Origin of the sequence: uncultured Thermus sp. (assembly GCF_938010445.1) — a bacterium.
In the GTDB taxonomy this organism is placed as follows: domain Bacteria; phylum Deinococcota; class Deinococci; order Deinococcales; family Thermaceae; genus Thermus; species Thermus altitudinis.
Genome location: NZ_CALLUR010000073.1, coordinates 1 through 4,231 on the forward strand (window position 1 = coordinate 1; position 4,231 = coordinate 4,231).

5 protein-coding genes and 1 tRNA gene are annotated in these 4,231 nt (G+C 65.6%); 1 reads left to right on the forward strand and 5 read right to left on the reverse strand.

Going from position 1 to position 4,231, the window contains the following annotated elements:
- Positions 1-33: 33 nt before the first annotated feature.
- Positions 34-120, forward strand: a tRNA-Leu gene (locus Q0693_RS04310).
- 128 nt (positions 121-248) lie between these two features.
- On the opposite strand, the gene Q0693_RS04315 is transcribed toward Q0693_RS04310, so the two are convergent.
- From Q0693_RS04315 to Q0693_RS04335, 5 genes are all read right to left on the reverse strand, one after another.
- Positions 249-830, reverse strand: a complete 582-nt coding sequence (locus tag Q0693_RS04315; protein ID WP_243029823.1) for a DJ-1/PfpI family protein — start codon at positions 828-830, stop codon at positions 249-251.
- A gap of 47 nt (positions 831-877) precedes the next feature.
- Entirely contained in the window at positions 878-1,639 is a 762-nt protein-coding gene (locus Q0693_RS04320; protein ID WP_298629498.1) for a methyltransferase domain-containing protein, read from the reverse strand.
- Positions 1,630-2,274: a methyltransferase domain-containing protein gene (locus Q0693_RS04325; protein WP_243029820.1), complete on the reverse strand. Its 645-nt coding sequence runs from the start codon at positions 2,272-2,274 to the stop codon at positions 1,630-1,632. The genes Q0693_RS04320 and Q0693_RS04325 overlap by 10 nt, the downstream gene beginning before the upstream one ends.
- A 5-nt stretch (positions 2,275-2,279) precedes the next feature.
- Positions 2,280-3,866 (reverse strand): alpha-amylase family glycosyl hydrolase, encoded by a 1,587-nt coding sequence (locus Q0693_RS04330; RefSeq protein ID WP_298629501.1) that lies wholly within the window; start codon positions 3,864-3,866, stop codon positions 2,280-2,282.
- Between the two features lie 82 nt (positions 3,867-3,948).
- Positions 3,949-4,158, reverse strand: coding sequence for a CDGSH iron-sulfur domain-containing protein (locus Q0693_RS04335; protein WP_298629503.1), 210 nt, complete (start codon positions 4,156-4,158; stop codon positions 3,949-3,951).
- Positions 4,159-4,231: the final 73 nt, after the last annotated feature.

Sequence of the window (4,231 nt, forward strand, 5' to 3'; positions counted from 1 at the left end):
TTTCCTCTTGGGCTTTATCCTTAGGGTGCGCGCGCCGGGGTGGCGGAACCGGTAGACGCGGCAGACTCAAAATCTGCTGTCCGCAAGGACGTGCGGGTTCGAGTCCCGCCCCCGGCACCAAAAGGGGCCAGGCCTAAAGGGCCTGGCCCTAGGTTTTCTACGTCGGTTAGCGCCACCCGGGGTCTTTTCCCCGTCAGGCCGGAAGAAGGACCCTACCGGGGCCCCCTCCTAGCGAAGCCCAGGTGGTGTTACACCCCTTCTACCCGCACCCCCAGGACCTCCAAAAACCGGGCCAGCCACACGGGGTGGGCCGGCCAGGCGGGGGCAGTCACCAGGTTCCCGTCCACCACGGCCTGGTCCACCGGTACTTCCACGTACTCGGCCCCGGCCAGGGTGAGCTCTGGCCCCACCGCAGGGTAGGCGGTGGCCCTGCGCCCCTGCATGACCCCGGCGGCGGTGAGCACCTGAAGCCCGTGGCAGATGGCGGCCACGGGTTTGTTGGCCTCAAAGAAGTGGCGGACGATCTCCAATACCCGGGGCTCCCGGCGGATGTACTCCGGGGCCCGCCCCCCGGGGACCACCAGGGCGTGGTACTGGGCAGGGTCCACCTCGTCAAAGGTGTGGTTCAGGGTGAAGTTGTGGCCGGGCTTTTCCGAATAGGTCTGGTCCCCCTCAAAGTCGTGCACCGCGGTGCGAATCCGCTGGCCCGAGCGCTTGCCCGGGCAGACGGCGTGCACCTCAAAGCCCAGCATCTTCAGGGCCTGGAAGGGCACCATGACCTCATAGTCCTCCACGAAATCCCCTACCAAGAAAAGGATCCGGCGTGCCATACCTCACCTCCTGGCCTCGAGGGCTTCTTCCAGCTTACCCTCTTCCCTCAGGCCCCCGCAAGGGGCCTTTCCCCAAGGGCCAGGGTGTAGCCCTCCTCCAGGATGAGCCTTGGGGGATTTCCCAGGGCCGTTTGCAGAAGGGTTTGGAGACGCTCTGGGGAAAAGCGGTTTGCCAGAGGGGGACCTTCCTCCTCCTGGCGGAAGGGCCACTCCAGGACCGCCACCCGCCGGGCTACCCGGGCGGCTTCCCTGAGGGCGGGGATGGGGTCCAGGTGATGGAGGCTTAGACCGAAAAAGGCCAGGTCAAAGCTCTGGTTGGGGAATGGGAGATCTTCCCCGCGGGCTTCCAGAAAGTGGGCTTCCTTCACCTTGGCCCGGGCCACCTCGAGGCGGTCGGAGCGCGGGTCTATCCCCACGGTAAATAGGCCCAGGCGGGTGAAGGCCTCCGCGAAAACCCCGGTGCCCGTGCCGATGTCCAAGACGCTCCTGGCCTCCAGGTCCTCTAGGGCTTTCCTGGCTATCTCCAAGGGGGGGAAGCGCTTTAGCCGCTCGGGTCTGCGAAAAGGGTCCTGGGCCTCGCAGGCGTTGGTGAAAAGGGCCCACATCACCGCGGCCCCTTCCTCTCCCGCGGCCAGGAAGGCGGCCTTGAGGGCTTGGAATACGGCCTCTTCCTCCCCCAAGAGTTCCGTGTGGGTGGGGAAGACCCGGTGGGCCACCGGGCTTCCATCCAGGGCCAGGAGGGCCTTTTCCACCGCCCGGTAGTCCCCCTGCAGGAGGGGGTAGAGGGCGAAAAGGACCTTTACCGCCATCTCCCCAAGTATAGGGCGCCGCGGTTTCCCGCCCGCCGGCCTGCCTGGTCTGCCTCGGGAAAGGGGGGTTGGGCCTCGGGGGCCAGGAAAAGGACCTCCTCGGCCTGGAGAGGGGGGCCTAGAAGGGCCTCCAGGTCCTCCCGGCTCAGGAAGCGGGCCCCTTGCCAGGGCAAGACCCCTCTTTCCCCCAGCCTCCGGTAAAGGGCCGCCCAAGGGGAGAGGGCCTCGAGGATCCCCACCACCAGGCTCCCCCCATCCTTTAGGACCCTTCTCGCCTCGGCAAGAACCCTCTCCACATCCTCCACGAACTCCAGCACGGTGAAGAGGAGGACCACGTCAAAGCCCTTCTCGGGGAAGGGCAGGGCCTCCCCCCGGCCTGGGATCCATTCCACCTCGGGTACCCTGGCCCTCCCCACCTGGAGCATGGCCGAAGAGGGCTCAAGCCCCACCCTCTTGGGGTAGGGGAGGCGCTTAAGCCAGTAGCCGGTTCCCGCCCCCACCTCCAGGAGGCTTTCCCCAGGGGGAAGCAGGTTTTTCAGGGCCCTTTCCTCCTCGGCGATGGCGAAGGCCCCCAAAGGGGTCTCGTACCAGGCCTCGTAGGCCTCAGCCAGGTGCCTGAAGGGATCCTCCCGCATCCCCTTTAGCTTAGACGCACCACCACCCCCTCGTGGGGCCGCAGGCGCAGGGAGGTGGGGGTGGGTTCCTCCCGGTCCAGGTGGGTGGAGAGAACCACCAGGCCTCTTTGGGGCAACTCCAGCATCTTTTCCCGGTCCGAGAAGTTAAGGGCCGTCAAGAAGGCCTCCCCCCGCAGGTAGGCGAGGATTCCGCCCCCTGCCCGGTAGGTGCGGTAAGGGCCGTAGAGGAAGCTTTCATCCCGGCGCAGGGCTATAAGGCGCTTCACCAGCTGGAGCATGGACCGGGGGTCTTGTTCCTGGACCGCCACGTTCCGCACCGGCCAGTCGGGGTTCAGGGGAAGCCAAGGCTCCACCGTGGAGAAGCCGGCATAGGGGGAGGTGTCCCAGGGCATGGGGGTGCGCTCGGGGTCGCGGCCTGGGGGTAGACCGTGTTCGCCCAAGCGCCCCTTCTGCCTTAAGGCGGCAGGGTCTTGAACCTTTTCTGGGGGGATTTCCCCGTTGGGCAGGGCCAGCTCGTCCCCGTAGTACCAGGTGGGGGTGCCCCGCAGGGTGAAGAGGAGCATGGCCGCCACCCGGGCCTGGGCCTCCCCGAGCCTCGAGGCCAGCCGGGGCTGGTCGTGGTTGCCCAAGACCCAGTTGGGCCAGTCCCAGGGGGTGAGGAGGCTTTCGTACTCCTCCACGAGGCGGGCTATGTTCTCGGGCCGCCAGTCGGGGAGGCCCCGGAAGATGAGGTGAAAGTTGAAGGGAAGGTGGCACCCCGCTTGGTAGTAGCGCACCAGCTGGGGATAAGGAAGGTAGATTTCCCCCACCATGACCCTCTCCCTTCCGGGCTGGCTGAACTCGTCCAGCACATAGCGCATCTCCCGCACGTAGGCGTAGGTTTCCGGTTGGTCCTCGGTGAAAAGGTGGAGGTGCCGGCCCCGGTCCCACATGCCGGGACGCCAATCCGGGTTGCCGGGTTCGTCCCGGAAAAGGAGGTCTTCCGCCAAAAGCCAGAGCACGTCCACCCGGAAGCCATCCACCCCCCTCCTTAGCCAGAAGCGCATGGCCTCGTAGATGGCTTCCCGCACCGCAGGGTTACGCCAGTTGAGGTCGGGTTGTTCGGGAAGAAACTGGTGCAGGTAATACTGGCCTGTCCTTTCGTCCAGGGTCCAGGCGGGTCCCCCGAAGAAGCTCTGCCAGTTGTTGGGCGGGCCTCCATCCGGCCCCGGATCCTTCCAGACGTACCAGTCCCGCTTGGGGTTGTCCTTGGAGCTACGGGATTCCAAAAACCAAGGGTGCTGGTCCGAGGTGTGGTTGGGAACCAGGTCAATGAGGACCCTAAGCCCCAGGGCGTGGGCCTCCTGTAGGAGGCGGTCAAAGTCCTGGAGGGTGCCGAAGATGGGGTCCACGTCGCAGTAGTCGGCCACGTCGTAGCCGAAGTCCTTCATGGGGCTTTTGTAAAAGGGGGAGAGCCAGATGGCCCCCACCCCCAGGTCCTTGAGGTAGGGAAGTCTTCTCCGGATGCCCTCGAGGTCCCCGATGCCGTCATGGTCCGAGTCTTGGAAGCTCCTAGGGTAAATCTGGTAGATAACGGTTTCCTTCCACCACATGCCCCGAGTTTACCCCCTGGCGCCGGGGGTTGCGGAAGGGCTTCCAAAACCCTCCCGGGGGCCTGGGCAGACCTTGTCTCGCTTAGGGCTCCACCAGGATCTCCCCTGCCTCCCCTTGGAACCCCACTTCCTTGTGGGTTCCGTCGCAGAAGGGCTTGTTTCCGGACTGGCCGCAGCGGCAAAGGGCCAGTTTGGCCCTCTCCAGGCGCCTTTCTTCCCCGTTGAGCCGGAAAGGGGTTCCCTCGGGCAGGTCCAACACGTAGGGTCCGTTTTCCCGGAAGCGGAGCTTCATGCCCTCAGGATACCGGGGGTAAAGTGGAGGTATGGTATGCCCGCAAAACGGAAGGGTGGGCCTCGAGGTGCCC